The 26,574-nt window shown below is 64.5% G+C and carries 21 protein-coding genes, 2 tRNA genes and 1 pseudogene; 12 read left to right on the plus strand and 12 right to left on the minus strand.

What is annotated here, in order from left to right; genetic code table 11:
• Positions 1-63: 63 nt before the first annotated feature.
• Positions 64-1,704: a DUF255 domain-containing protein gene (locus ACERI1_RS05275; protein WP_373617028.1), complete on the minus strand. Its 1,641-nt coding sequence runs from the start codon at positions 1,702-1,704 to the stop codon at positions 64-66.
• A gap of 155 nt (positions 1,705-1,859) precedes the next feature.
• Here ACERI1_RS05275 and ACERI1_RS05280 point away from each other — a divergent pair, with 155 nt between their 5' ends.
• Both ACERI1_RS05280 and ACERI1_RS05285 read left to right on the plus strand, forming a co-directional pair.
• The gene (locus ACERI1_RS05280; protein WP_373617029.1) at positions 1,860-2,447 is read left to right on the plus strand and encodes an FxsA family protein; all 588 of its coding nucleotides are present in this window, start codon (positions 1,860-1,862) and stop codon (positions 2,445-2,447) included.
• 76 nt (positions 2,448-2,523) lie between these two features.
• Positions 2,524-2,597, plus strand: a tRNA-Ile gene (locus tag ACERI1_RS05285).
• Between the two features lie 18 nt (positions 2,598-2,615).
• Here the strand turns inward: ACERI1_RS05285 and ACERI1_RS05290 are convergent.
• Both ACERI1_RS05290 and ACERI1_RS05295 read right to left on the minus strand, forming a co-directional pair.
• Positions 2,616-2,975 carry a hypothetical protein gene (locus tag ACERI1_RS05290; RefSeq protein WP_373617030.1) on the minus strand — a complete coding sequence of 120 codons (360 nt, stop codon included), beginning with the start codon at positions 2,973-2,975 and terminating at the stop codon, positions 2,616-2,618.
• An 87-nt stretch (positions 2,976-3,062) separates the two neighbouring features.
• Positions 3,063-3,203: pseudogene (locus ACERI1_RS05295) on the minus strand (acyl-CoA dehydrogenase); the annotation flags it as partial.
• A 417-nt stretch (positions 3,204-3,620) separates the two neighbouring features.
• Here ACERI1_RS05295 and ACERI1_RS05300 point away from each other — a divergent pair.
• On the plus strand, positions 3,621-6,704 hold the full coding sequence (locus tag ACERI1_RS05300) for an FAD-binding and (Fe-S)-binding domain-containing protein (RefSeq protein ID WP_373617031.1): 3,084 nt from the start codon (positions 3,621-3,623) through the stop codon (positions 6,702-6,704).
• Between the two features lie 527 nt (positions 6,705-7,231).
• On the opposite strand, the gene ACERI1_RS05305 is transcribed toward ACERI1_RS05300, so the two are convergent.
• Positions 7,232-8,272 (minus strand): Lrp/AsnC family transcriptional regulator, encoded by a 1,041-nt coding sequence (locus ACERI1_RS05305; RefSeq protein WP_373617032.1) that lies wholly within the window; start codon positions 8,270-8,272, stop codon positions 7,232-7,234.
• Positions 8,273-8,474: 202 nt separating this feature from the next.
• On the opposite strand from ACERI1_RS05305, the gene ACERI1_RS05310 reads away from it, so the two are divergent.
• The 3 genes from ACERI1_RS05310 (at position 8,475) to ACERI1_RS05320 (ending at position 12,071) form a co-directional block, all read left to right on the plus strand.
• The gene (locus tag ACERI1_RS05310) at positions 8,475-9,557 is read left to right on the plus strand and encodes an anthranilate phosphoribosyltransferase (protein WP_373617033.1); all 1,083 of its coding nucleotides are present in this window, start codon (positions 8,475-8,477) and stop codon (positions 9,555-9,557) included.
• Positions 9,558-9,727: 170 nt separating this feature from the next.
• Positions 9,728-10,891, plus strand: coding sequence for a CaiB/BaiF CoA transferase family protein (locus ACERI1_RS05315; protein ID WP_373617034.1), 1,164 nt, complete (start codon positions 9,728-9,730; stop codon positions 10,889-10,891).
• 178 nt (positions 10,892-11,069) lie between these two features.
• Entirely contained in the window at positions 11,070-12,071 is a 1,002-nt protein-coding gene (locus tag ACERI1_RS05320; protein WP_373617035.1) for a MaoC family dehydratase N-terminal domain-containing protein, read from the plus strand.
• Positions 12,072-12,163: 92 nt separating this feature from the next.
• On the opposite strand, the gene ACERI1_RS05325 is transcribed toward ACERI1_RS05320, so the two are convergent.
• Positions 12,164-13,144, minus strand: a complete 981-nt coding sequence (locus ACERI1_RS05325; RefSeq protein WP_373617036.1) for a succinylglutamate desuccinylase/aspartoacylase family protein — start codon at positions 13,142-13,144, stop codon at positions 12,164-12,166.
• Positions 13,145-13,270: 126 nt separating this feature from the next.
• Between ACERI1_RS05325 and ACERI1_RS05330 the strand changes: the two genes are divergently transcribed.
• The 4 genes from ACERI1_RS05330 (at position 13,271) to ACERI1_RS05345 (ending at position 15,416) form a co-directional block, all read left to right on the plus strand.
• Complete coding sequence (locus ACERI1_RS05330) at positions 13,271-13,789, plus strand: peptidylprolyl isomerase (protein ID WP_373617037.1); 519 nt, start codon at positions 13,271-13,273, stop codon at positions 13,787-13,789.
• A gap of 123 nt (positions 13,790-13,912) precedes the next feature.
• Entirely contained in the window at positions 13,913-14,863 is a 951-nt protein-coding gene (locus ACERI1_RS05335) for an oxidoreductase (RefSeq protein WP_373617038.1), read from the plus strand.
• A 64-nt stretch (positions 14,864-14,927) separates the two neighbouring features.
• Positions 14,928-15,266 carry a ferredoxin gene (locus tag ACERI1_RS05340; protein ID WP_373617039.1) on the plus strand — a complete coding sequence of 113 codons (339 nt, stop codon included), beginning with the start codon at positions 14,928-14,930 and terminating at the stop codon, positions 15,264-15,266.
• 66 nt (positions 15,267-15,332) lie between these two features.
• Positions 15,333-15,416: transfer RNA gene (locus ACERI1_RS05345), tRNA-Leu, on the plus strand.
• 305 nt (positions 15,417-15,721) lie between these two features.
• Here ACERI1_RS05345 and ACERI1_RS05350 read toward each other — a convergent pair.
• From ACERI1_RS05350 to ACERI1_RS05360, 3 genes are all read right to left on the minus strand, one after another.
• The gene (locus ACERI1_RS05350) at positions 15,722-16,879 is read right to left on the minus strand and encodes an MFS transporter (protein WP_373617040.1); all 1,158 of its coding nucleotides are present in this window, start codon (positions 16,877-16,879) and stop codon (positions 15,722-15,724) included.
• A gap of 132 nt (positions 16,880-17,011) precedes the next feature.
• The gene (locus tag ACERI1_RS05355; protein WP_373617041.1) at positions 17,012-17,665 is read right to left on the minus strand and encodes a DUF5806 family protein; all 654 of its coding nucleotides are present in this window, start codon (positions 17,663-17,665) and stop codon (positions 17,012-17,014) included.
• 52 nt (positions 17,666-17,717) lie between these two features.
• Positions 17,718-17,852: a hypothetical protein gene (locus ACERI1_RS05360; protein WP_373617042.1), complete on the minus strand. Its 135-nt coding sequence runs from the start codon at positions 17,850-17,852 to the stop codon at positions 17,718-17,720.
• On the opposite strand from ACERI1_RS05360, the gene ACERI1_RS05365 reads away from it, so the two are divergent.
• Both ACERI1_RS05365 and ACERI1_RS05370 read left to right on the plus strand, forming a co-directional pair.
• Positions 17,851-18,987 carry an acetyl-CoA C-acyltransferase gene (locus ACERI1_RS05365; protein ID WP_373617043.1) on the plus strand — a complete coding sequence of 379 codons (1,137 nt, stop codon included), beginning with the start codon at positions 17,851-17,853 and terminating at the stop codon, positions 18,985-18,987. The two genes, ACERI1_RS05360 and ACERI1_RS05365, sit on opposite strands and share 2 nt — an antisense overlap.
• Positions 18,988-19,224: 237 nt before the next feature.
• Positions 19,225-19,560 carry a hypothetical protein gene (locus ACERI1_RS05370; RefSeq protein ID WP_373617044.1) on the plus strand — a complete coding sequence of 112 codons (336 nt, stop codon included), beginning with the start codon at positions 19,225-19,227 and terminating at the stop codon, positions 19,558-19,560.
• Between the two features lie 33 nt (positions 19,561-19,593).
• On the opposite strand, the gene ACERI1_RS05375 is transcribed toward ACERI1_RS05370, so the two are convergent.
• The 4 genes from ACERI1_RS05375 to ACERI1_RS05390 form a co-directional block, all read right to left on the minus strand.
• Positions 19,594-21,279 carry an aldehyde ferredoxin oxidoreductase family protein gene (locus tag ACERI1_RS05375; RefSeq protein ID WP_373617045.1) on the minus strand — a complete coding sequence of 562 codons (1,686 nt, stop codon included), beginning with the start codon at positions 21,277-21,279 and terminating at the stop codon, positions 19,594-19,596.
• Between the two features lie 79 nt (positions 21,280-21,358).
• Positions 21,359-23,242, minus strand: coding sequence for a cation:proton antiporter (locus tag ACERI1_RS05380; protein WP_373617046.1), 1,884 nt, complete (start codon positions 23,240-23,242; stop codon positions 21,359-21,361).
• Between the two features lie 171 nt (positions 23,243-23,413).
• Positions 23,414-25,387, minus strand: a complete 1,974-nt coding sequence (locus ACERI1_RS05385) for a long-chain fatty acid--CoA ligase (RefSeq protein WP_373617047.1) — start codon at positions 25,385-25,387, stop codon at positions 23,414-23,416.
• A gap of 227 nt (positions 25,388-25,614) precedes the next feature.
• Positions 25,615-26,535, minus strand: coding sequence for an MBL fold metallo-hydrolase (locus tag ACERI1_RS05390; RefSeq protein WP_373617048.1), 921 nt, complete (start codon positions 26,533-26,535; stop codon positions 25,615-25,617).
• Between the last annotated feature and the right edge of the window lie 39 nt (positions 26,536-26,574).

The raw sequence follows: 26,574 nt of genomic DNA on the forward strand, positions 1-26,574 counted from the left end.
ATGTACCGGTACAACCGCAGGACGGGTCGCGGGCCCGCCGGCACTGACTGACAGGAGTCCTTCTCAGTCGAGAACGGTCTGGACGCGCTCGCTCAACTCTTCGGGCGTTTCGGCAGGATCTGACACACGGTCGCCACGTTCGACCCGCGCTGTTCCCGCCTCGAGGGCATCGGCATCGGGAACGACCACCTTCTCGTGATCCGCGAGCCGAAGTGCCGCTCGGTGCAGGTCCGAGCTGGGTTCGGCAGCGACGCGGAGCACGAGCGGCCCCTCGAGCAGCCGGGAGACTGCGGTCGCGTAGCGGGCAACCTGGACGCCGAAGCGGTCGCTGGCCCCGGCGAAGGCTTCGAGTGTTTCGCGGGCGCGCTCGCGGTAGCGGCCCTCGCCGCTGAGGACGGCCAGCTCGAGCAACCCGTCGGCGAGCGCGACGTTCGCATCGAGCGGGCGCAGGGGGCGCTCGAGCAGGCCGACGCCGTCTGCGGGGCCATCGAGGAACGAATCCCCGTCGTGCAGGCGGTCGATCGTCGCGTCGGCGATCTCTGTCGCGTCCGCGAGGACGGACGAATTGATCGTGCTCGCGGCTGTCGTCAGCGCTGCCAGCGCGCGGGCCTGATTCGTGAGCAGGCAGACGGGGTCGTCGTCGCTCGCCGCGTCCTCGAGCGTGTGTGCGACGACGCCGTCGACGAGCAGGTCCTCGCGGAGGGTCGCGAGTGCGCGTTCGGCGTACCGGCGAGCGCGCTCGTCGTCGGTGTACGCATAATAGGTCAGCAGCCCCTCGATCGCGAGCGCGTTCGAGCCGGCGAAGACGCCGTCGTCGACCGGCGGCTCGTCGGCGGTCGCCCGGTCGGTCGCATCGAGGCTGTGGGCGGCGTCCTCGCCGGGGGCCTGACTGTTCGCGAAGGCGTCGGCGTCGCCGTTCCACAGCGTCGCGGTCAGATAGTCGATCGTACGCTCGGCGGGCTCGCGGTACTCGTCTTTGCCCGTGAGGAGGTAGGCGTTGGCGAAGGCTCGGACGAGTGCGCCGTTCGAATCGAGGAGTTTCTCGTGTTGCAGGCCCGACCAGTCGCGGTCGGTCGCGAAGCGATAGAAGCCGCCCTCGTACTCGTCTAACAGGTTCGCGCTGACGGCGTCGTACGACCGCAGCGCCATCTTGCGATCGCGTTTGAGCGCGAACTCGAGGGCGTCTGGCAGTGGGAACTTCGGCTCCTGGCCCCAGCCGCCGGCAGTCTCGTCGTACGTTTCCGAGAGCTGACCCAGCATGGCCTGTTCGATCGCCGGCGTCAGGTCGCCTGCCGGCGGGTTGTCCTCTCGAAGCTGGCGGGGAACGCGTGCCGCACCGCTGCCTTTCGTCTGCCACATCGTTCGGACACTATCTAAGACCTGGCGCATCCCGTCGGGGCCCAGATAGCCCGCCCCGGTCAGGACCTCGCCGTTGGGTGCGAGAAAGACCGTCGAGGGGAACCCACCCATGTTGTATCGATCGCGGACGCGCGGGTACCGGTCGACATCGACTCGCACGGGCACAAAACTGTCGTTGACGTTGGCCGCGATGCGAGGCTCCGCGTAGGTTTCGGCGTCCATCTCGTGGCAGTGATCGCACCACGTCGCAGTCAGCGAGAGCAACACGGGGATGTCGGCGTCCGTCGCCTCGTCGAAGGCCGCCTGGCCCCACTCGCGCCACTCGACGCGCGTTGGATCGTCCATATCGGAGCGACGTGAGTCGCCGGGGTAAGCCCTTCGTTCGCTTTTACTCCGGCGTATGCTTGAGCCAGGGAATCAGATCGGGGCCTCGAGTCGCGGTGGCACCGCTACTGTGACGAGAGTAAAGGACTTTCACCCTTCGGCGGCTAGGGAGTGGTATGCTTCGGTGGATCTTCGCGCTGTTGCTCATCCCGTTTCTCGACGCCGTGTTACTCGCGGTCGTCGTCAGCCAGACGAGCTACATCGGCTGGGTCGGGATGGTGCTGCTGGTCGTCCTGACTGGACTGGTGGGGATGCTCCTCGTGCGGGCCGAAGGGCGACGAACGCTTCGGAAGATGCAACGGTCGATGGTACGTGGCGAGCCGCCGACCAACGAACTGCTCGACGGTGGCTTGCTGATCGCCGCCGGTGCGTTCTTGCTGACGCCCGGGCTGGTGACTGACGCCATCGGCTTCCTGCTCGCCGTGCCCGTGACGCGGGTCCCGATCCGCGCAGTGCTCAAACGCTACGTGATCGTCCCCTACGCGGACAAAAAGACCGGCGGATTCGCTAGCGGCAACGTCTGGACGTTCGGCTTTCCCAACCAAGAGACGGCTCAAGGCGGGGCCGAGTCGACCGACACCGGAACCTACGACCTCGGTGACGACGACTACACCGTCGACGGCGACGGCAGCGAAGACTCGTATACGATCGACTTCGGCGACGAGAACACCGACGACCGAGACGACGACCCCTTTGCCCGGTAGCGGTTCGCACGGGTCTTCCAGAAAGAAACGTTTAAACGTCCCACCGAGCAACTACCGAGTGCGAAGAAGGCGACGCGGGCCAATAGCTCAATTAGGTTGAGCGCCACTCTGATAAGGTGGAGGCTCTCGGTTCAAATCCGAGTTGGCCCACTACTTTTCCGAGGTCACTTACGGAACGAGCAGCGTCAGTAACGGCTCGCGAGACACGAGCAGGACGACGTTGTGACTCGCGAAAAGGGCATAGAGTCCCACGACAAGGGATACGAACCCGGTATCGAGCGGCGACGAGAGGGCGTGACCGAGCCCGACCACGAGCACAGCGTAGCTGACGGCAGCGATGACGACGCCGACGAGCCCGAAGACATCGTGCAGAAAGACCGTAACGGGGTTCAACTCGTGTGCGTACGGAACAGTGAAAAAGAGGATCGTCGCGACGAGGTCGACGGACCAGACGCCGACGAACGCAGCCCGGAGTCCGGGGGTCCCCGGCGGATCCAGTCGGCTCTCGAGTTCGGTGACGCCGATCATACTGATTCACAGGTGCCGGCAGGAATAGCCGTGCTCCTTGCGGATTATGGCAGTGCCAACTGTTCCCAGGATAGTCGTTGACGGAGGCTACTGGTAAGCTTGCAGCCCAGTTAGATCTTCGCCGAGGATCAGCGTGTGGATATCGTGGGTTCCCTCGTAGGTGTAGACCGTCTCGAGGTTTGCGAGGTGGCGCATCGGCGAGTAGTCGGTCGTGATGCCGTTGCCGCCGAATGTCAACACCCATACATAGACAGGTACCGAACGACGGTGGCGGCGAGCGTGAGCGCCAACAAGCAGTCGAACGCGAAGAGACCCGCACTCAGGTGACGCCGCCGACGTATGGTCCATACTAGTTAGGCATTTTATTTGTTAGACAGGATCGAGTACACGCAACTGCCGTCCGAGCCGTGGACGGCGGCCCCAGGGGGCACACGTGGTAAAACAACGGGGCCACTTTTCGGCTCGAATTCGGTCATCCCCCAGTAACCGAACGAACGTGTGCCAGACGGGCGGTCAGAGATCCACCGCCCGGTTACCCTTCCGTCCCACAGTATCGGCGGTCAGGACGACCGAACAGTCTCCCAGTACCGGTCGTACGATGGGGTAATGCGGGTGCTTTTTGTGACCCCTGCGCAAGGGTGACGTATGTCTTTGGAGCCGAGCGCCGACCCGGCTGCCGACCGGCGAGCGAAGTACGACTATCGGAGCGACGACGTCGACCGCCCGGCACTGGTCGCAGACATCGAACAGCTCGTCGACTGTGAGGTCCGGGCCGACTCCTACTCTCGCGAATTGTATGCAACCGACGCGAGCGCCTACGAAGTGACCCCGATCGCGGTCGCCTTCCCCGAATCGACCGCCGACGTGGCAGGAATCCTCGAGTACTGTGCCGAGCGCGAGATCCCAGTGCTTCCGCGGGGTGGTGGGACGAGTCTCGCCGGCCAGACGGTCAACCGGGCCGTGGTGCTGGATTTTACCCGGCACATGAACGAGATTCTCGCGATCGACCCTGACGGCCACACGGCGACGGTCCAATCCGGGACGATCGTGGGGACGTTGAACGAAGCACTGGCTCCCCACGATCTCAAGTTCGCACCAGATCCCGCGTGGCGCGACAAAAGCGCCGTCGGTGGTGCGATCGGCAACAACTCGACGGGCGCACACTCCCTGAAGTACGGCAAGACCGACGCCTATATCGAGGAAGTCGAGGCCGTCCTCGCCGACGGCACCGTCACCCGCTTCGGCGAAGTGACCAGAGAGGAAATCAGCGATCAGGCTGACCCCGACGGCGACCTCGAGGGACGGATCTACGCCGAAGTCGAGCGGATTCTCGAAGAAGACGCGGACCTGATCGACGAGACGTATCCCGGTCTCAAGCGCAACGTCTCGGGCTACAATCTCGATCGGCTCGTCGCCGAGGCCCGCGGTGATGAGCTGCCCGGTGGTGAGGCGACTGGCGAGTCCGGCACCGTCAACCTCGCGCGCCTGCTGGCCGGCAGTGAAGGGACGCTGGCGATCGTCACCGAGGCGACGGTCTCGCTCGAGCCAATTCCCGAGACGAAGGCCGTTTCCTTGCTGTGTTATCCCGATCTCCACACGGCGATGCGCGATGTCGAGCCGATCCTCGCACACGACCCCGCGGCGGTCGAAGTCCTCGACGACGTATTGATCGACCTCGCGCGTGACACCGCGGAGTTCGGCCCCGTCACGGAGATCCTGCCCGAGGGAACGAACGCCGTCCTCCTCGTCGAGTTCTACGCCGAGGACGACGACCACGGCAGGGAGCAGGTCGCCGGTCTGTTCGCCGACCGCGTCCCCTCGGCGACGCCTGCCGGTGAGCCAGCAGCGGACTCCCCACACAGCGACGCCGAGACGATCGCGATCGAGGGGCTCGAGGCCTACGACGAAGCCGAACGCGCGAAGCTGTGGAAGCTCCGCAAGTCCGGGCTCCCGATCTTGCTCTCGCGGACGACCGACGCGAAGCACATCTCCTTCATCGAGGACACCGCGATCCCGCCGGCGCGGCTGCCCGAGTTCGTCGAGGGGTTCGAAGAGATCCTCGAAAAACACGACACCTACGCTAGCTTCTACGCTCACGCGGGCCCCGGCGTGCTCCACGTGCGACCGCTCGTGAACACGAAGACGGAGGTTGGGCTCGAGCAACTCCACGGGATCGCCGACGACGTGACGGACCTCGTCGTCGAGTTGGGCGGGTCGGTCTCAGGCGAACACGGAGACGGTCGCGCACGCACGCAGTGGAATCACAAACTCTACGGCGACGAACTCTGGGCGACCTTCCAGGACCTCAAGACCGCGTTCGACCCCGACTGGCTGCTCAATCCCGGACAGGTCGTCTTCCGCGAGGACGATCCCACCGATCTGCGCGAACACCTGCGATTCGATCCCGACTACGACTTCGAGACGGGCTTCGAGCCAGCCCTCGAGTGGGACAACGACAACGGCATGCAGGGGATGGTCGAACTCTGTCACGGCTGTGGGGGCTGTCGCGGCGAACAGTCGACCACCGGCGGCGTGATGTGTCCGACCTACCGGGCGAGCCGCGAGGAGATCACGGCGACCCGGGGCCGGGCGAACGCGCTTCGGTCGGCGATGAGCGGCGACGTCGACCAGGACGAGGCGTTTTCCGACGAGTTCGTCGAGGAGGTGATGGACCTCTGTATCGGCTGCAAAGGGTGTTCGATCGACTGCCCGAGCGAGGTCGACATGGCCAAACTCAAAGCCGAGGTCACTCACGAGTACCACCAGCGCAACGGCGCGAGCCTGCGCGATCGGCTCTTCGCCAACGTCGCGACGCTCTCGAAGTGGGGGAGTCGACTCGCGCCCGTCTCCAACACCGCGGCGAAGCTGCCGGGTGCCCGCAAGGTACTCGAGGCCGTCGTCGGAATCGACGCGAGCCGGTCGCTGCCGACGTTCCACGCCGAGACGTTCCGCGACTGGTTCGACGAGCGCGGCGGCGCTCGCGTGAGCGAGGCCGAGGCCACCCGTACGGTCGTCCTCTATCCAGACACCTACACCAACTACAGCCACCCTGAGGCCGGGAAGGCAGCCGTCCGCGTCCTCGAGGCCGCGGGCGTCCACGTCACCGTCCCCGACGACCTGGGCGATACTGGCCGACCGGCGTTCTCGAAAGGCTTTCTCGAGAAAGCGCGGACGGCGGCCCGCGAGAACGTGACCGCACTCGCACCACAGGTCAACGCCGGCTGGGACGTGGTCGTGATCGAACCCTCCGATGCAGTCATGTTCCAGTCCGATTACCTCGATCTGCTCGCCTCCGACGCAGCCGAACGGCTCGCCGACGCAACCTACGGCGTCTGTGAGTACATCGACACGTTCCGGCTGGACGAGGCCATCGATTTCGACCCTGCGGTGGTCCAGCAACACCTCACCTACCACGGCCACTGCCACCAGAAATCGGTCGCGAAGGACCACCACGCCGTCGGCGTGCTTCGACGGGCGGGCTACGCCGTCGATCCCCTCGATTCGGGCTGCTGTGGGATGGCCGGCTCCTTCGGCTACGAGGCCGAACACGCCTCGATGAGCGACGCTATTGCCACGATTCTCTACGAGCAGGTCGCAGACAGCGACGGCGACCGCGTCGTCGCGCCGGGTGCCTCCTGTCGGACCCAACTCGAGAACCGCCCCGGCGCACCCGCGGAGCCGCCGACACCGATCGAGGTCGTCGCGGAGGCACTCGAGCGGCCACAGTAGTCCCGTCGCTGTGACAGCAATCGGAGACTCAGCGCGACGGTGCCCGCATCGCTGACGGGACACGACTCATACGGTCTGCTGTCACGATGTCCTGGTGGGACCGCAGTGCGGGTCGCGGTCCCATCGGCAGTGACTGACAGGGGTCCGTATCAGCTGGGGCAAAACCATTTATTATGGTCGTCAGCTTATGGGGAGACGCTTCCAGAATCGGAAGCCGCTGTGTGGGGGCTCGAATGGTAAGCGGTGGTGGACCCCACACATGGCGCACCTTGCGGTGCAACCCGTCTCTTGGAGCGCGGATTTAAAGAGACTATTCCAAGAATATTTGGTATGTGTCGGAGATAGACATTTTCCAGTCGCTCAACCGGGCGAGCGGCTGTCTGATCACAGACGCCGAGACTATAGTAGCAACTGGACCGAGTGACACACCGATCGCACCGTCCGCGGGTCTCGCTCACGTCGTCGCTCCGACCCGCGCGACCCTCGTGCGATCGGGTGTGCAGTGACGGTCAGTGGCTACGATAGCGTTAGTTGCCGATCAGTTCCTCGTAGCGTGCTCCCGTCTGTTTCAGCGTCTCGGTCGAATAGAGTCGCTCGTGGTCGACGGGGAGATAGTCGGCTGCAAGTTCGTCGATCTTCGCGTCGACGGCCTCGGGCTCGCGACCGTGGACCATCGTAAACAGGTTGTACGGCCACTCCTGGTCGGGTCTTCGAGGACGATGATAACACAGCGTCACAAAGGGCAAGCCGCCAGCGCGCTCGCCCCACTCGTCTAAGTTCTCGTCGGGGACGTCCCAGACGACCATACAGTTGGCGTCGAAGCCCGTCACGACGTGGTTGATGATACAACCGACCCGCTTGATACAGCCGTTTGCGAGCAGCCGGGAAACGGCCTCGAGCACGTCCGCGACATCATGGCCGATGGTGTCGGCGATATCTCGATACGGCGTCGCCGACAGCGGAAAGCCGTCCTGAATCTCGAGCAAGAGATCGGCCTCGAGCGCGGAGAGATCGCCCGTCGCTGACTCACTGATCCGGGTCGCCGACGAGTCGGTGCGATCTTCGAGTGACTCGCGTGCGAACCGATCGCTGTTGACGACGGGGAACTCGAGATCGATGTAGTAGTCGGTCAACATCGGCAGGTTGAGGACCTCACAGCCGGTCTCGGCCTCGATCTCGGCGAGAATGTCGTCGCGTCGCTCCCGTGACCCGGCGGTGACGACGAACCACATGTTCCACTCGTGATCGCGGGCGTAGTTGTGGTTGACCTGCCGGTAGTCGTTGATCGTCGCCGCGATCTCGTCGAAGCGGTCTTCGGGTGCCTGGACGGCAGCGAGCGTCGACGAGCCGATCACCGGCGGATTGAGGACGGCACCGAACCGGCGGACGATCCCCGCCTCTTTGAGCGCCCGAACGCGCTCGACCGCCTCCGATTCGTCGATCTCGAGGTCGGCAGCGAGCCGGCGGAACGGCCGTTGTTCGATCGGGAAGCCGCTCTGGTAGCCGTCGATCAGCGCTGCGTCCACGTCGTCGATGGCCTCACGCCAGTTCCCCGACAGGGTACTCATTGGCCGTCCTAGGGAGACGGCCCCCGTATCGCTTTCGGGACTCCTCGGTCGTCGACATCGCCGGTGGATTCGGGGTGCTATCTCGATGCTGGCCGGTTTAGACACCGCGCACACTCGAGACGTGAGCGGGCGTTCACGGACTGTTTCCCGGCAGGATACAGGAAACGGGGGGTTTTTGCGCCGTCCGTGCCAACGCCCGCACATGGCGAAGGCATCCCAGACGTTCGGCGAATGGCCGTTGAAACGCCTGCTGACGGAGGTTATCGGGTCGGGCCCCAAGTCGGCCGACGACATGAGCCACGACCAGGCTCGCGAGGCGTTCCAGCGGATTCTGGCGGGCGAGCCCGAGGACACAACCCTCGGTGCGTTCTGGCTGGCCAACCGCTGGAAGCGCAACAACCCCGAGGAGCTGTCGGCCTACACCGACGTCATGCGCGAGGAGTCGGTCGTCACCGCAGAGCCCGAATGTGATCCGGTCGACTGCGGTGCGAACTACGACGGGAAGGACACGTCCGCCATCCTTGGCGTCGGTGCCGGCGTCGTCGCCGCCGCCGCGGGCACGCCGGTCGTCGTCCACTCTGGCGACTACGTCCCCTCCCAGAAGGCGACGGCGTACAAACACGTCCTCGACGAACTCGGCGTCCGAACCGAACTCGAGCCCGACGAAAGCGCCGATATGGTCGACGAGACCGGCTTCGGCTTCTACTACCAGCCCGCGTTCAACCCCGGCATCGACGACCTCTTCGAGCGTCGCGACGAGATGGGCGTCCGAACCTTCGTCAACACGATCGAGACCGTCGCCAACCCCGCGAACGCCGACGTCCACCTGGGCTCGTTCTACCACCTCGCGTTCGCGAAGAAGCTGACCGACCTCATCAAGGAGAGCGACCAACTGGACTACTCCCGAGCGATCTTTTTCCAGGGGATGGAAGGCTACGACGACATCCGCCCCGGCTACACGAAGGTGGCCGAGTGGGACGAGAAGGGAGCCGACGGCGACGAATCCTTCGACGACTACGAGATCGAGACCGCCGAGTACGGTATGGAGATGGAACGCGAGGACCTCGCTGTCGACGATATCGCAGCCGACTCCGCGGCGATCACCGAAGCCGTCCTTGCCGGCGAACGCGACGACCACTTCGCCGACGCAATCGCGCTCAACGGCGCGTTCCGGATGTACGCCCGGCAGGACGTCGACAGCCTCGACGAAGGACTCGAGCAGGCCCGCGAGGTCATCGCCGACGGGAGCGCCCAGGCCGTCCTCGAGGAGCTACAGGCGTACTGAGCGGCAGACGGCATCGGTCGGCCACGGATCGGGAGCCATCGAACCAACATAACGATGGCTGTGAGTCATTATTGCCGCAACCGCACGGCGGTCAGCGGTTGCGGCAGTACAGTCACAGCCACCATTATCACTGGCAGTAGGCTTTTGCAATCTGACGGTCACGTGAGACCATGCACCTCGATTCGGTTCAGGTTCTTGATCTGACTCGCCTCCTCCCGGGACCGTACGCGACGCAACTGCTCGCTGACGCAGGTGCCGACGTGGTGAAAGTCGAAGACACCGAGACGGGCGATTACGCCCGACAAATGCCGCCGATGACCGACCGCGACGTCGGCGCGCTGTTCGATAGCGTCAACCGCGGCAAGCGAAGCGTCGCACTCGATCTCAAATCCGAAGCGGGCCGGACCGCGTTCTACCGGCTGGTCGAGACGGCAGACGTCGTCTTCGAGGGGTTCCGACCGGGTGTCGCCGACCGCCTCGAGATCGACTACGAGACGCTCCTCGAGTACAACGAGGACCTGATCTACTGTTCGCTGTCGGGCTACGGCCAGACTGGCCCCTACGCCGACCGCGCGGGCCACGATCTCAACTACGTCGGCGTTGCCGGGTTGCTCGATATGACCCGCGAGGACGAGTCGGCACCGCCACAGATTCCGGGCTATCAGATCAGCGACTTCGGCGGCGGTCTGTTCGCGGCGTTCAGCATCGTCGGTGGCCTGCTCTCGCGCGAACTCGGCAACGGTGGGGAGTACATCGACATCGCCATGACCGACGTGGTCGCCTCCTTCTCGCAGGCGACCGCCTACGAGGCACTCACCGGTGACGAGCCGCGACCGGGCGAAACGGCGTACACTGGACAGTACCCTTGGTACGATATCTATGAAACTGCCGACGGTCGCTACGTGACCTTTGCGGCACTCGAGGAGAAGTTCTGGACTGCCTTCTGCGAGGAGGCCGACCGCGAGGACCTGCTCGAAGTCCACGGCAGCGACGATCCAGCCGAACTGAAAGCCATCCGTGCGGAACTCACCGAGCTGTTCGCGAGCCGCTCGCGAGACGAGTGGCTCGAGACGCTGGGCGACGAGACGGTCGTCGGCCCGGTGTATACGCCGGCGGAAGCCCTCGAGCACCCGCAGTTCGAGGCTCGCGGACTGGTCGAACGACCGGACGATGCACCGCCACGAGTCGGGTTTCCGGCTGCGGGACCGGACGCACCCGAAAGCGACGACGAGTCGCTTCCGGCCCACGGCGAGCACACTGATGAACTGCTCGCGTCGGTGGGCTATGACGAGACACAGCGCGCCGACCTGCGCGATGCGGACATCATTCGCTGAGCCTCTCGAGCGGCCTCAAGTATCGCCGTCAGCCGAGCAACAGCCCTGGAATACTGTTATGTCAGTCGTCCGCAAATCGTGGTGGTGATGAGACGCGGACAGGACGGGCTCGACACGTACTGCGCCACGGCGGCACGACTGCTGGCGACGACCGGGCGAACGGTTGAGGGACGCCACAATGCCGACTAAGCCACTCGCGGAACTCGAGGCGATGGTCGGAGACTCACGGGTCACCACCGAGGAGTTCCGTCTCGAGGCCGGCAAGGTCGCGGAGTTCGCACGCGCGATCACGGCCGACGATCCGGTCTTTCGCGACGCGGCAGTCGCTGCAACGCGAGGCTACGACCGCGTGCCCGCGCCGCTGACCTACAGCCAGGTCAGCCGGTTTCCGCGGCATACACCCGATGGCGTCGATGGCACCGGCTTCGACCTCGGCTTCCGGCCAGCATACGTCCTCCATGGCGAACAGCACTACGAGTACGAGCGTCCGCTGTTCGTCGGCGACGTGCTCGAGGGGACGACCACCCTCACAGATGTCTTCCAGCGCGAGGGAGGGCGCGCGGGGACGATGACCGTCGCTCACCTCGAGACCGCGTACAAAGACCAGCACGACGACCGCGTGCTCACCGAGCGGACCACCATGCTCGAGACCGAGGAGGCAGTCGACGATGAGCGCACAGCGACCGACACGGCTGCGCCAAACGGTGGGACCGTCACGAGCGAGAGAGACGTTCCATCCCCGATCGGCGACGAGTTCGAGCGAGTCCGCGAACTCGACGACGTCGCGGTTGGCGATAGCGGCCCGACAGTCGTCGTCGACGACCTCGAGCGTCGGCACTTCGTCAGGTATGCGGGCGCGAGCGGCGATTTCAATCCGATTCATTACGACGAGCCGTACGCGACGGCTGCGGGCAACGAGCGCGTCTTCGGCCAGGGGATGTTGACCGCCGGCATCGCCTCCCGAGTCGTCACCCGCTGGTTCGACCTGCGGGATATCTCCCGCTTCGGCGTCCGATTTCGATCGCGGGCCTTCCCCGGCGATACCGTCGTCGTGACGGGCGAGGTCATCGGGGTCGATCCCGACGACGGAGCGGTCGAGGCGACACTCGAGGCGCAGACGGCTGCGGGCACGACGCTACTGACCGGTTCGGCGACGATCCAGCTCTCGAGGAGTGACTGAGACGGCCCGCTGTCGGGGTATCTCGGCTCGACTGCAGGGCGGTCGGGGCCCACCGACACCCACTGACAGGCGTCCGTATGATATCACCGCCGTCACGCGGGCAACTGCTCGTCGGTCAGCGCCGCGCTCGCGAGTCGGTCGCCAGCGGTCACCGTCGCTTCTCGAGTGAGCGCATAGAGCAGGCCGTCGCGGTCGACACATGGCTCGGAGAGCGGTTCGTACGTCGTCGGATGGTAGACCGTCCCGATCGACGTTCCCGCCTCGATCACATCGCCCACCTCGAGCGTCGGATTCGGTCGAAACAGTCCGGAGTCGGCAGCAGAGACATGTCCGGCGTGATTCCGGGCGACGGTCTGGTCGCGTGTGGGAACGACGCCGGGAAGGAGATCGAGATGGCGACAGACATCGAGTAAGCCATCGACGCCGTCGGCGACGACTTCCTCGAGGATCTGCTTGTTGTGGGCGAGTTCGGGCGTGATCGCGGGAATCCCCTCGTCAGCGGCGGTGACCCGGAGCTTGCCGGCGTAATCACGCCGGTTCCATTCGTCTGGGTCGTCCTCGTCGGCCCGCTCGGCCAACAGGAGGTCGGTCCCGAAGACTTCGGCGAGGGACCGCGAGCGGTCGTCGTCCGCACAGTAAACCACGTGCGGGAGCATATCGGGGCTCCCCGTATGAAGGTCGACGACGGCATCGGCTGCCGTGACGAACTCCCAGAGGCGGGCAGCCATGCGCTGGTGGAGGCTCCCGTCGGCGTTGCCCGGCCAGACACGGTTCATATTCGGATTGACGCTGTCGAACGACTCCGGCGTCGTGTAGGAGACCCGATCGAACGTCAGCGGGTTCGCGACGGGGACGGCGATTACGGTCCCCGACAGGGACTCGAGTGGCAGTCGCTCGTGAAACCGGCGGAGCAGTTCCGTCCCGTTGATTTCGCGACCATGCTGGGCTGCCTGCACGTACAACGTCGGCCCCGGATCGGCACCCCGATACGTGTGGACCGTCGTCGTCAGTTCCACGCCCGACGGCAGTCGAGCGAGCGTGACCTGGGCTGCCGTGTGCGTGCCGTCACTCATGGCCCGTCGTTCCACGGCCGGCGGTATGTACCTGCGGCCGCGAGCCGACGGCGACCCACACCCACCGCACCGGCGACCGCGACGCGAGACCACTATCGTTTTCAGTCGTCCCGTCGACCCCGACGTATGGGAGACGTTACTGCGACCCTGCACACGAACAAAGGCGATATCGAGGTCGAACTCTACGACGAACGCGCACCGCGCACCGTCGACAACTTCGTCGGTCTCGCGACCGGCGGCAAGACGTGGGAAGACCCCGAGACCGGCGAGGAAGTCGAAGGCGAGCCGCTGTACGACGACGTGGCCTTCCACCGCGTCATCGAGGGCTTCATGATTCAGGGCGGCGACCCGACCGAGACCGGTCGCGGCGGCCCCGGCTACGAGTTCGACGACGAGTTCCACGACGACCTGCGCCACGACGACGAGGGCATCCTGAGCATGGCCAACTCCGGGCCCGACACCAACGGCTCGCAGTTCTTCATCACGCTCGACGCCCAGCCCCACCTCGACGGTCGTCACTCCGTCTTCGGCAAGGTCACCGACGGGATGGATGTCGTCCACGAAATCGGTAGCGTCGACACCGACGCCAACGACCGCCCGCGCGAAGACGTCGTCCTCGAGTCCATCTCAGTCGACTACGAGTAACGCGTCTCACTGACGACCCGCTGTTTTGCTCGCGGACGAACCCGCTCGAGCGCCGCCGACAATGTGAGTCCAGGCAGGGATGGCTGGCACACTCATTTAGGGACAGCGTAGCATACCGCGTGTATGGGCTGGACAGCCGACGACATTCCCAATCAGGACGGCCGCCGGATCGTCGTCACGGGCGCGAACAGTGGCATTGGTCTCGAGGCGACCCGCGAACTCGCACGCAACGGCGCGACGGTGATTATGACCTGCCGAAGCGTCGACCGCGGCGAGGAGGCGGCGAGCAATATTCGTGCTGATATCCCCAACGCCGACCTGCGTGTCGAGGCGTGCGATCTGGGCGATCTCGAGTCGATTCATGCGTTCGCCGACCGACTCGACGACGCAGACCTCGATGTCCTGATCAACAACGCGGGAGTCATGGCGATCCCGCGCTCGGAAACAGCGGACGGCTTCGAGACCCAGTTCGGCGTCAACCACCTCGGACATTTCGCGCTCACCGGGCTGCTGCTCGAGACCCTGGGGCTCGACGAGGAGTCCGACTCGCGGATCATCACCGTCTCGAGTGGCGTCCACGAGCGCGGTGAGATCGACTTCGACGATCTCCAGAGCGAGCAGTCCTACGACCCGTGGGACGCCTACGCCCAGTCGAAACTGGCGAACGTGCTCTTTGCGTACGAACTCGAGCGCCGGCTGCTGACGGCGGATGCGACCGCCAAGAGCATCGCCGTCCATCCGGGCTATGCGAACACGCAGTTGCAGTTCCGCGGCCCCGAACAGCGCGGCAGCCGCCTCCGGAAGGCTGCGATGTGGGTTATGAACACGGTTCTCGCTCAGTCAGCCGCGATGGGCGCACTCCCAGCGCTGTACGCTGCGACCGCGCCCGAGGCCGAAGGCGGGGCGTACTACGGCCCCGGTGGGGTCATGAACATGCGCGGCACGCCCGAACGGCAGGCCTCCTCGGAGCGATCCTACGACGAGGAGACGGCCCGTCGGCTGTGGGCCGCCTCGAGCGATCTGACCGGCGTCACCTACGACCTGCCGGAGCCGAAAGCCGAGGTGTCGGCGTAGGGCCGCGACCTCTCCGCTCGCGCCAACCGTAACGCGAAAGACGGCTCGGTCGAAGTACGACACAATGAGCGACGACGGTATCCAGCGCGCCAGCGACGTGGGCTCGAGCGACGCGCCACCGGTCGAGGAAAAACCCTACAAGATCATCTTCGAGGCCAACAAGTGCTTCGGCGCTGGCAAGTGCGCCGAAGTCAGCGACAACTGGGAGATGTCCATCGCCTCCGGTATGGCCCAGCCGGAGGAATACTTCATCGGCGAGGAGGATCTCGAGCACAACGTCCGCGCCGCGGAGGTCTGTCCGGCGAAGAAAGACGACGGCTGTATCCACGTCGTCGACCGCCGCACCGACGAAGAGATCGCGCCCGATCCCCACGGCGACGGCACGCTGAGCGTTGACTGGTAAATCTCGGCTCGAGCGCACACCGAAACGCACATCCCCACCCCGGGACAACGACTGACTGCCTTCTGTGCGAGGGTAGCCAAGCAGGCCAACGGCGGTGGGCTTAAGACCCGCTCCCGTAGGGGTCCCTGGGTTCAAATCCCAGCCCTCGCATACCGACTCGAACGACAGTGAGAGTCGTGTCTGCGAGACGCGGGATTTGAATCAGACCGAGGTTCTGCGAACGAAGTCGTTCGAAACGGCTCTGCCGTTTCGTGATGACGGGAGAGCTTCGCTCTCTCGAACCATGAGTAGTTCTCGGGCGTGGTTCAAATCTCAGCCCTCGCAGTCGGCCTCGAGACCCCTCATACTGTCCGACAGAACTATTTGAAGATCATTCGCTCAGGGTCAGCTGTCGTCGATGGAGACAGCCGGCTTTCTCGAGCGACTTCTCACTGACTTCTGTCCGACATCTTGTATCAACTCGGCAGTCGTCCGGCCCGCTCGAGCACAGCGAGGACGACGATCGTGGCACCGAGGCAGAGCGCGGCAGTGGCAAACACCGTGTCGTAGGAGTAGTCGTGCTCGAGGAACAACCCGACAATCGAGGAGCCAAGCGACTGGGTCAGCATCCAGACGGAGCTGAACACGGCGTACGCGCTGCCACGCGTCGAATCCGGGAGCGTATCGAGGAGGTACGTGTCCGCGGCAGGGAACAGTGCGTGGACGACGAAGCCGAGAAGGACAGTGACCGCGACCAGCGCGAGCAGGCCGTCGACGAGCGTCAGCGCGAGCAGGCACGCGGCGAACGTCCCGACGATGCCGAGCAGATAGGGGACGTGTGGGAATCGGTCGGCCAGATCGCCGCCGACGTAAAACGCCGGCACGCCGGCGGCGAAGACGAGCGTGAGCATCGTGCCTGCCGTTCGGTCGGAGAGCCCCTTCGATTGCATGTAGAGTTCGTAGAAGTTGAACACGCCCTGCCAGACGAACACCGCCGCGCCGACGAGTGCCAACGCGGTGATGATGATACGCCACTCCGAGAGTGCGCCGGCGACGAACTCCCGATCCGCACGCCCCGCCGTCGGCATCTCGGTCCCCTTCGCGGCGAGCCAGGTGTAGGCCGTCCCGAGCGCCGCGCCGGCGGCGATCACCCACAGCGCGAGTCGCCAGTCGACGAGCAACGAGAGCGCGACGAACGGCGCGGCGATCACCGCGGCGATCTGGCTTGCCGCCCCGTGGATTCCCATGACCCGGCCGATGCGGGACGGATAGAGTTCGCTCAGCAGCGGATTCGCGGAGACGAAGTAGATGCCGGAGGCGACGCCCATGAGGAAGGCTCCGGCCATGAGATGTGGCACCGTCATCGCGGTCGCAGCAAAGGCCGAAGAGGCTGTGAGCACGACACCCGACGCGACGACGACGCGGTGTCGCGGGACCTTCGTGAGCACCCACCCGGTCGGCAGTCGTAAGGACGCGCTCCCGACCCAGACGAGCGTCGCGATGAGTCCGGCGGTCGCTTCCCCGATGGCGAACTCGGTGATGAACACGTCCAGCAGCGGTGCAAAGACGATTCTGGCGAGATTGAGCAGAAAGACGAGACCACAGAGGGACCCAAAGAGGCGAGCGCGGGACACGGACACTGTTGTCGATAGCGGCTCTCAAGCGTTGCGAAACCAACAGGGCGTCACGGACGGTCATCTGCCAGGTGCCGGTCGTCTTCGAGTGAGCCCCCTCGAGTGCGACCGCGTCGGTGGGCGAAACAGCGCCTACTCGTCGGTCCCGGCGACGTCTTCTGCCCTGAGTTCCGCGCTGGCTTCGCGAACCTCGCGCATGACACTCGAGATGCGCTCTTCGGCCTCGAGTTCGTCCTCGACCGAGAGGTCGACGCCTTCGACCTCGAGCAGGAATTTGGCGACCTCAGTGGCTTCGTACATCACGTCGTCGAGTTCCTCGGCGGTGAAGAAGTCACACATCGCGCCGTAGAGGAATGTTGCGCCGGCCATTCGGACTTTCTCCTCGAAGGAGGCGCGGGCCTGGTTGACCGCCTGCGGGGTGTAGGTGTCGGTCATGAAAGGGACGAGATCGGGCAAGTTCTCACCGATCTTGGTCATCTCGACCCCGGTCTCGGTCCGGAAGTCGGAACAGAGGCGGGCGATGGCCCACTCGCGGGCCGTGATGTAGGTCCGCTCGCGCAGGAAGTCGTTGACCCGGTCGTACTGGGCGCCGTCCATCTTCTTGAAGCGGGCGTACTTCTGGACATCATCGGGCACGTCGTTTTCCTGGGGATTGGGGTCCGGGACGCCCGGCATCGATGCCTCGCCGGTTGCCTCGGGGCCGTCCGTGTCGGCGGTGTCTGCGTCGTCGGCTCCCGTTTCCGTGTCGCCATCGACTCGAGCAGCGTTCGCTCCGTCCTCGTCCATGTCCGCGTATTACCAACAACTCGAGATAAGGGTTGTTCTCGAGCGAGTCCGCTCATCGGACGATAGCGATCCGCGACCGATCGCGGTAGAAATCGACCGAGTGAGGGGTATCACTGGTCGTAAACGGCTCGTGCATGAACTCGAGTTCGACCGGATTTAAGGCCGTGTGCGGCATTCGGTAGGACATGACACAGACGCCAGTCGTCGTGAAGGCAGTCCGGACGTCACAGGGGAAAGAAGGCGGCGTGTTCGCAGACGTGCGAAGTGAAGACCTCTCTGTCCCACTGATCGACGAGATTCTCGCGGAAACGGGCCTCTCGGGCGACGAGATCGACGACCTGATGTGGGGATGTGCCCAGCAACGCGGCGAGCAAGGGAACAACGTCGCCCGCGTCATCGCCTTGCTCTCGGAACTGGGCGAAGCGGTGCCGGCGGCGACGATCAACCGATGGTGTGCCTCCTCGATGCAGGCGGTCATCTCCGCGTCCGACGCCATCGCGGCCGGCAACCGCGACGCCATCATCGCCGGCGGCGTCGAGAACATGAGTCGCGTCCCGATGGGCGAAAACATGGGCAACGTCCATCCGCGGATGGCCGACCTCTACAACATCGGCGAACTCCAGATGGGGATGACCGCCGAAAAAGTCGCCGAGGAGTACGACATCAGCCGCGAGCAACAGGACGAGTACGCCGCCCGCAGCCAGCAACGCGCAGTCGACGCCACCGAATCGGGCCGCTTCGACGACGAACTCGTCCCGATCGAAACCGAGGACGGCACTGTCACCGAAGACGAGGGACTCCGTCCCGGCACCACCCCCGAAAAACTCGCCGAGTTGCCGACCGTTTTCAAATCCGATGGCATGGTTACTCCCGGTAACGCCTCCCAGATCTCCGACGGCGCAGCCGCGCTGCTCGTCACGAGCAAGGCCTTCGCCGACGAGCACGACCTCGAGATCATGGCCGAAGTCGGCATGAACAACGTCGCCGGCGTCGACCCCACCGTGATGGGTATCGGTCCGGTTCCAGCGACACGGGGCCTGCTCGAGCGCAACGGTCGCGATATCGACGACTACGACCTCGTGGAACTCAACGAGGCCTTCGCCAGCCAGACGCTGTACTCGCGTGACGAACTGGGTATCGACCCCGAAATCTTCAACGTCAACGGCGGCGCGATCGCGATCGGCCACCCGCTGGGGGCCTCGGGTGCCCGCCTGCCCGTCACGCTGATCAACGAACTCCAGAAACGTGGCGGCGGCCTCGGGTTGGCGACGCTGTGTGTCGGCTTCGGACAAGGGGCTGCGATCGAGTTCGAGGTCAACTAAGCCGATTGGCCTGGGATTTTTGGTCCAGATTTTGCGAGTGAGGGGAGCGCGGTTCGGAACGAGCCACGCGAGTGAGAACCGCAGACTGCGAACGGGGAGCGAAGCGACCCGTGAGCAGCCGTCCGCGAGCGAGACAAAAGGTGGTTGCGCCAGGGTGCGGCGATCGAGTTCGACGTCAACTGAAACGCGCGAGCGGTCAACCGGCGATTTAGGTAGCTCGAGCGCGTCAGCACGCGTATGCAACGGCTGTTGCTGGCGATACTCGTGGGGATTCCGCTCGTCTGGCATCTGGGCCTGACCGCCGTCGCTTACTACGACGCCGGGCGGGTCGGCCTCGAGCCACCGAAAAAGTGGGCTGCACTGACGTTTTTCGTTCCGGTGATCGGCTTTTTTATCTACCTCTTCGAGCGCAGCGAGCTGTCCTACGATCCCGAAAGCGATCCCTACCGGGACAACAATTTCAACATCCATCCCTCGCGGGCCGACGACACCTCGCTGCCGTCTCGCGGCGACAACCGACTCACGGCGGACGACCTCGAGGACGACAGCGACGACGCTGGCCGCGGGAAGTGATAGAACGCAACGACTCGCGTCGGGTCGCTGAGATCAGTCGTCGGCGACGATATCTGTACTCCCCTCGAGTGCCGCGTCGGGGACCGTCCCGTCGTCGTTCCAGCCGCGTTCGTCGTAGTACTCGTCGAGTCCCTGCTGGAAGTCCGGAATCTCGTAGGGCACCGTGTCGTCCTCGCGGTCGAAGCCACGCTGGTTGTTGAAGTGACGCTCGAGCGAGACGATCTCGCCGCCGATCGCGAGCAACTCCTCGTAGTCGGCGTCAAGCAACGTCTCGAAGCGGTCTTCGGTGATGAAGTCCCGCGAGAACTTACAGAGGACGGCGCTGTCTTTGATGACGTTGATGTTCTCGAGTTCGATGACTTTCGGCGGTTTGCCCTCGAGCCCGGCTTTGTCGAAGGCGTCGTCGGCGTCGACCAGCGGGTACTCGTAGGGGTAGAACTCGGCGAACATGTGGTCGGCACCGCGGTTCGAGGTGGCGAAGGCCAGTCCCTGCCCGTTCAGGGTCCGCCCGTCGTGGGCGGGGAACTCCATGCCCTTGACGGTCCAGTTCTCGACACCGAGCTCGTCGTGGACGCGGTCGATGCCTTCGGCGAGCTGGTCGCCGATATCCTCGCGGTAGGCGATTTTCTCGACGAGGTCGTGGATCAACTCGGCGTTGCCGAACTCGTCTTCACTCGCGAGGTAGGCTGCGACGGTGTCGCCACAGGAGATGGTGTCGAGTCCGTACTCGTCACACAGCTTGTTCGATTGCATCACGTCGACGATGTCGTCGACGCCCGAGTTTGGACCGAAGGCCATCAGCGTCTCGTATTCGGGGCCTTCGGTCTCGAGGCCGGACTCCTCGTCTCTGGTCGGCAGTTTGCAGGCAAAGGCACACGACGAGCAGGTGCCTTTCTTGTATTTTTTCTCCTCGACGCGGTCGCCGTTGACACCCTCGATCCCCTCGAACGAGAGTTCGGAGAAGTACCGGGTCGGCAGCGCCTCGACCATGTTCGCGTACTCCGTGACCGACGTGGTCCCCTGATCGCGCATCGGGCTGTCGGAGTTGGCGGCCTCGCCGTGGATCTCCATCTGCAGCGGCGGGAGTTCGACCTCGCGGGTCGAGTCACCGTCGAAGGTGATCGCCTTGACGCCTTTCGCGCCCAGCACCGCGCCGAGCCCGCCACGGCCAAAGGCGCGCTCCTCGGAGGTCATGATCGAGGCGAACCGGACCTCGTTCTCTCCGGCTGGCCCGATAACGACGGTGTGCTCCGACCCGAGGCCATGCTCGTCTTCGATGTACTCGCAGGTCTCGGGAACGGTCGCCTCTGCGAGGTCGGGGACCGGCTCGAACTCCACACCCTCGTCGGTCACGTGGACGATCACGAGGTCGTCGCTCGCGCCGGTAATCTCGACGGCACTGTAGCCCGTCCCGGTGAAGTTCCGCGAGAGGAAGCCGCCGGCGTTCGACGACAGTAGCCCGTCGGTCAGCGGCGAGACGCCGGTCGCCGACATGCGGCCCGTAAAGCTCATTGTCGAGTGTTGAAGCGGCCCCGTCGCGAAATAGAGGCGGTTTTCGGCCCCCAGCGGATCGGCATCGAACGGGATCCGGTCGTGGGCGAGTCGCGTCCCGAGTGCCCGGCCACCGATCGAGGACTCGAGGATGTCGTCGATCGGGACGGACTCGGTCGTCCGTTCGCTGACGTCGATCGAACACAGTGGGCCCCGTGAGTGGTTCATACTACCACACTGGTAGACACGGCCGCAAAACGGTATCGGTTCGACAAGGTGTCATCCCTGTGTTCAGTCTCGAGCGCGGTTAGACGGGTTTGCCACACTGCTCGATGGCCTCGCGGACGGCGTCGGTCCGACCGATGAGCGTGATGTGATCGCCCTGCTGTAGTTCGACATCGGCTGACGGAACCTCGTTGGTCCCGTTCCGACTCACGAGTGCGATGAGGACGCCACTGGGGAGTTGGTCCCCGACATCGACGACCCGTTTGCCGACGAGGTTCTTGTCGGTGACTTCGATCTCTTGGACGTCGCCCGACCGACCGAGTTCGGACATCCAGTTCGAGAGTGCGGGACGTTCGATCACGTTGTCGATCGCCCACGCCGTCGATTCGGCTGCCGAGATCGTCTCGACGTCGAGTTCTTCGAAAGCATCGACGTTCGAGGGGTTGTTCGCCCGGGCAATGACCGTCTCGACATCAAACTTTGACCGGGCGAGCTGTGCCACAAGGAGGTTGACGTCGTCGTCACCGGTCGCCGCGACGACGGTACGGGCGTTCTCCGCACCCGCCCCCTGCAACACGTCGATGTCGGTCCCGTCGCCCTCGCGGGCGGTAAAGCCGTCGTTGCGAAGCCCCTCGAGGGCAGTCCGGTTGTTTTCGATCAGGACCACGTTTTCACCGCGCGCTTCGAGTCGTTCTGCCAGCGAGCGACCGACACGGCCGCCGCCGATGATAAGTACACGCATTGGTATCACGTCGAGTCGTTCTGCGATCTGTCGGGCGAAGCCACCCTCGAGGACGACCGTGACGAGGATGACGAGAAAGACCGTGCCGACGAGCAGATCCGCACCTGCCGGGTTCGTCGGTGGCTCGGCAGTCTGCAGCCGGATCGCAAACAGTGTCGCGACCGAGGCTGGAATAATCCCCCGCGGCCCGACGAAGCTCATAAACAGCGTCTCACGGACCGTAAACCGGTCGCCTCGCGTCGACAGGAAGACCAAAAGCGGTCGCAAGACGAACATCACGGCGACGACGACCGCCACGCCGCCGAGCCCGAGTGCGAACAGCTGGTCGAACTCGAGCAACGCCGCGAGCGTGATGAAGACGAACGACAGGACGAGCAAGGTGATGTCGCCTTTGAACGCCTCGATGTCCTCCTCGTATGGAAGATCGGCATTACCAAGGATCAGTCCTGCCGTGGCTGCGGCCGCAACACCTGCCTCGGAGAAGACGTAATCGGCAGCGCCGAAGGCGACGATTGCTCCTGCGAGCGTGAGCAGGCGAGCGTTCTGTGGCGCATTGTCGGGCGAGAGGTCGACGTACTGCAACAGTGCCCAGACGATCGTCGCGACGATGACGCCGACGAGCAGGCCCGTTCCGAGTCGCTCGGCGAACAACTGGAGGTAGATGTCGGGGGTCAGCTCTCGGACGGTCATCGCTTTGAACAGCACGACCGCCAGGATTGCCGCCGTCACGTCGTTGACGATCCCCTCCGTCTCTAACGTCGCCGCGACCCGATCGCGGACGGGGACGACTTTCAGGATCGGTGTGACGACCGTCGGCCCGGTCGCGACCAGGAGCGCACCGATCAGAAGCGCAATGTCCCAGTCGGCCTCGAGAAACACGCGAACCGCGATGGCGGTCCCGGCCAGCGCGATCGCCGCGCCGGCTGTCGTCAATCGCAACACGGCAGCCGGTGCCTTCCTGATCTTGTCGATCTTGAGGTGGAACGCACCCTCGAAGACGATGATCGCGACGCTCAGTCCGACGATCGTCGAGAGCCCGCTGCCCCCACCGAACGACTCGACCGACAGAACGCCGAGTCCTTCCGGGCCGATGGCGACGCCAGCGACGATGAGAAAGAGGACACTCGGAACCCGAAACTTCGCCGAGAGAAGCTGTGAAACGACGCCAAGTCCGACGATCACGGCGACGAGAACGAGCAGGTTACCGCCACCAGCCGCACTCATGGCTTCAACTGCCGGGCCACAGCCAGTCGAGAGACCGATACGTCAGCGCTATCCATTCGTTTCAATGGAGACACTCGAATAGGATAACTCCTGTGAGACACGGCAAGACACAAACACGGCGAAACGGTCGCCGAGTGCCGGACGACACCCCAGTCGCGCGGTGGCAGCCGATCACGCGCTTGCGTACATTCGGTCGATTCGGTCCTCGAATCGGTCCACGATGACCCGACGTTTCTTTTTCATCGTCGGGGTGAGCATGTCGTTTTCCTCGGTGAACTCCCGGGGGACGAGTTCGAACCGCTTGATCGTCTCGTGTGCCTGAAAGTCCTCGTTGATCCGGTCGACCTCCCGTTGGACGTACGCGCGGACACGCTCGTCGTCACACATCGCCTGCGAGCTTGCCGGGAGCTCAATACCTTCTTCGTCGGCCCACGAACGGATATGTTCCTCGTTCGGAACCAGCAACGCCCCGACGAACTTCTCGCCGTCGCCGACGACCATCGCCTGATCGACAACCTCACTGGCGGCAAACGCGTCCTCGATCGGCCCGGGCGCGACGTTTTTCCCCGTCGAGAGGACGATGAGCTGTTTGAGTCGATCGCGAAACTCGAGGTAGCCGTCGGGACGGATGTGGATGATGTCGCCGGTCCGGAACCATCGACCCGTCGACGCGTCGGCTGGCCCCCCGGGAGCGTCGTCAGTAAAGGCACGCCGTGTCGCCGCGGGATCGTTCCAGTAGCCCCGTGTGACGTTCGGCCCGCGCACGAGGAGTTCGCCGACTGCACCGGGGTCGTCCGTGAAGGCCGCCTGATCGACGACGGTCTCGTCGACTCTCACCTCGACGTTCGACAGCGGCGGCCCGATCGTCCCGATTTTCACGGCGTCCGGTGGGTTCGTCGAGACAACCGGCGCGGTCTCGGTCAATCCGTAGCCCTCGTAGATCGGCAGCCCCATCGCGTGATAGAGCCGGCAGAGCTCCGCCGAGAGGCTGCCGCCGCCGCTGATTAGCAACTCGAGGTTGCCACCGAGTGCGTCCCGAACCGACGAGAAGACCAGTTTGTCGGCGATCGCTCGTTGGGCACGTAACACGGGACCCGGCGAGTCGGCCTGCTGGTACGCGACGCCGACATCCGTGGCCCACTCGAACAGGCGCGCTGTGACGCTCGAGTCGCTCGCCTCCTCGCGAATGGTGTCGTAGATCGTCTCGTAGACGCGGGGGACACTCGTCGCGGTCGTCGGTTCGACGGCGCTGAAATCTTCCTTGAGCGTGTCCGGACTCTCCGCGTAGGCGACACAGGCCCCGGTTGCGAACATGACGAAGTGGCCGGCAGTCCGCTCGAAGACGTGTGCCAGCGGCAGATACGACACCGCCAGCGACTCCTTATCAAGCGTCGGCACGTCATCGCCCCTGTCCGGTCGTGGGCCGAAACGTTTCCGAACGCCGTTGACGTTCGCCCGGAAGTTCCCGTGGGTGAGCTGGACGCCTTTGGGCTGGCCCGTCGTCCCGCTCGTGTAGATCAGACTCGCCAGCTCGTCGAGATCCGTCTCCGCAAGGCGAGTCTCGTAGGCCTCGTGGTCGAAGGCTGCCTCGCCGCGATCGTAGACCTCACCGAGTGTCAGGATGTCGTCGCGGTCGTCGTAGCCCTCGAGTTCGTCGATCGAGACGATGAACTCGAGGTCGTCCTCGACCGCTAAAACGCGCTCGAGCAGGGCTTCGTTCTCGACGACGACGCCGTCGGCGTCGGGATCGTCGAGTAGATAGCGAACCTGCTCGGGCGAGGAACTCGTGTAGACGGTCGTGACGACCGCGCCGGTCGATAGGAGAGCGAAGTCCGTCTGTGCCCACTCCATGCGCGTCTCAGAGAAGAGGGCGACCCGATCGCCGCGCTCGACGCCGAGCGTACGAAAGCCAGCCGAGAGCCGGCGGACGATCGTGCGCATCTCGGCGTAGGAGATCGATCGGAACTCGCCGGGTGGTGCAGCGGGCAGCGCAGACCCAATCAGCGATCGCTCGTAGACACCGCCTTTGTACTGCTGTGCTGGCCGGTTCGCGTTGCGCGCGGCGGCGTCTTCGAACAACTGCCCGAGCGAGGTGTCGCCGATGACCGCGTCCACGTACTCTCGTTCTGCATCCCGCCAGTCCATACCTGTATGAGAATGTCTGCCACCGAGATAAAACGTGATGAAACTGCTATCGGCTGTCGAACCGTTTATTCACGGGTCGAGAACGGTCGACCGAATCTCGTAGTTAAGACTGACACCGGAACCACACCGACACCGCGAAACCAGTCAGACGGATTCCCACCAGTGGGTGTCCACGGGCCCGAGATCCGCCACGTGGGTCTGTCAGGATCCGCTGACAGCAGCCGATCTCACTCCCGGTGCTCGAGATAGCCCAAGACGCCGCGGGTGTTCAGCTTCGCCTCCTCGCTGGCTTTCTCCTCGCCCCAGACGCCGACCATGTCGGTCGTCGTGGCGAAATGCTCGATGACCACCTCGTCGTCCTCGAGTTCTTCTCGTTTCTGTGCGACCGCGTCGACCCACTCCTCGAGGACGGTAGCGTACTCCTCGAGGGCCGTCTCGAGGTCGTCACCGACGAACCGGGGACCGAAGTGAGGATAGCAGAGCACGTCTGGATCGATCGCCTCGAGCGTCTCGAGGTCGGCGAGACACTGCTCGAGGTCGAAGTTCGACGGCGGCGACGTCTCCCGGATTTCCTCGATTTCGGGCACCCAGATCCCGGCGGCGTCGGCGACGAAGACTGCATCGTTGACGGGGTCCTCGAAGACCACCTGATGTGGCGCGTGGCCCGGTGCCGCGTGAACGCGCAGTTCGTGGGTGCCGAGATCGATGCTGTCGCCATCCTCGATTTCGACGATCCGCTCGTCCGGAATGGGTTCCGGGTCCACATAGTATTTCCACTGCTCGCCGACGGCTGCTTTCGTTCCCGCAACCAGCCGCGAGGGGTCGGCCATGTGGTCGGTCCCGATCGGGTGGACGTAGACGTCGGCGTTCGGATAGTCCCGGGCGAGAAAGCCCGCGCCACCGGCATGGTCGAGGTGGATGTGGGTGAGTGCGATGACCTCGAGGTCGTTCTCGCCGATACCGACCTCGGCCAGCGCCTCACGGACTAACTCGTAATTGGTGCCGATGCCGGTGTCGACGACGGCGGGCCGGTCGTCGTCGATGATGTAGACGGCACCGTACTCGTTCGTGTCGTACATCCCCGTATCGAGATAGTAGAGATCCGAACAGTCACCGGTCGTGACTTCGCGGATGTCTCCGACTTCCATACCGGGTAGCCTGTCGTCACATAGCATAAAAGCTCGCGT

It is taken from the genome of Natrinema sp. HArc-T2 (assembly GCF_041821085.1).
GTDB lineage: Archaea > Halobacteriota > Halobacteria > Halobacteriales > Natrialbaceae > Natrinema.